Annotated in this window: 1 protein-coding gene; it reads left to right on the top strand. The window is 45.2% G+C overall.

What is annotated here, in order from left to right:
- Positions 1-671, top strand: a 671-nt coding sequence (locus tag EA772_RS22180; RefSeq protein ID WP_210405054.1) for a hypothetical protein, incomplete at both ends; no start/stop codon positions are given.

Genomic DNA, 671 nt, shown 5'->3' with positions numbered 1-671 from the left:
TTCAGTAACGGTAACCGTAAATGCACCGGTAATGAATGCCAATACTGATACCGGTACGGCCAATGGCTTTACCGGAGGTGTTGCTGTTCCGAATGTGTTGACAAACGATACCTATAATGGTGTGAGTCCGGCAACATTGGCGAATGTAAACTTAACACAGGTTTCGGCAACCAACCCAGGCTTAAGCTTAGATCCGGCAACTGGTGCAGTAAACGTAGCACCAAATACACCTGCCGGAACTTATACTCTGGTTTATCAAATTGAAGATAAACTAAACCCTGGCCAAACCAAACAAGCTTCTGTAACGGTAACTGTTGGTGCACCTGCTTTGGTTGCAACTAACGATACAGGTTCTGCAAATGGCTTTATTGGTGGTACTGCAGTTGCAGATGTATTGGCAAACGACACCTACAACGGTGCGCCAGCAACTTTGACAAATGTTACCTTAACCCAGGTTTCAACAACGGGTGCTAAAGTGACTTTAGATCCTGCAACTGGAAAAGTTAACGTTGCGGCGAATACGCCTGCAGGAACTTATACTGTTGTTTACCAGATCGAAGATAAACTGAACCCTGGTCAGGCTAAAACTGCAAATGTTACGGTAACAGTAGATCCTATTGCGATCGTGGCTAACGGTGATTCAGGTTCTGCAAATGGTTTCACTGGTGGTA

Source organism: Pedobacter sp. G11 (genome assembly GCF_003860265.1).
Classification (GTDB): domain Bacteria; phylum Bacteroidota; class Bacteroidia; order Sphingobacteriales; family Sphingobacteriaceae; genus Pedobacter; species Pedobacter agri.
Note: the sequence above shows the minus strand (reverse complement) of the source record. Positions and strands in the feature narration are given on the sequence as shown.